This window comes from Flavobacterium potami (assembly GCF_020026915.1).
Lineage (GTDB): Bacteria > Bacteroidota > Bacteroidia > Flavobacteriales > Flavobacteriaceae > Flavobacterium > Flavobacterium potami.
Genome location: NZ_JAINUY010000067.1, coordinates 1 through 285 on the forward strand (window position 1 = coordinate 1; position 285 = coordinate 285).

At 34.0% G+C, this 285-nt stretch carries 1 protein-coding gene; it reads right to left on the reverse strand.

The window, feature by feature from the left end; translation table 11 throughout:
- On the reverse strand, window positions 1-285 hold a 285-nt coding region (locus K6T82_RS24300; RefSeq protein ID WP_223711631.1), incomplete at both ends, for a hypothetical protein.

A 285-nucleotide genomic window follows, 5' to 3' on the forward strand; every position in this document is an offset into this window, starting at 1 on the left:
TTTCATCTATGGATTTATAATCAATAGTGTTTACTAATCCCTGTTCCATAACTTCATCTATTAATTTTTTCTTGTAATTTTCATCCACTGGGAAATCAAGCTTTTCCTGAATATCCTTTTTACTAATATTGCCTGAAACTGCGTCCATCACTAATTTATATAAATCTTTAGGGGGGAATATCTCACCAATAACATCGTATACCTTATCTGAGCCAATAGCCTTCCTGATCATTTCCAGTTTATCTAAGACCCTTGCTAATACCATTCCTTCCCTGGTATTATCGG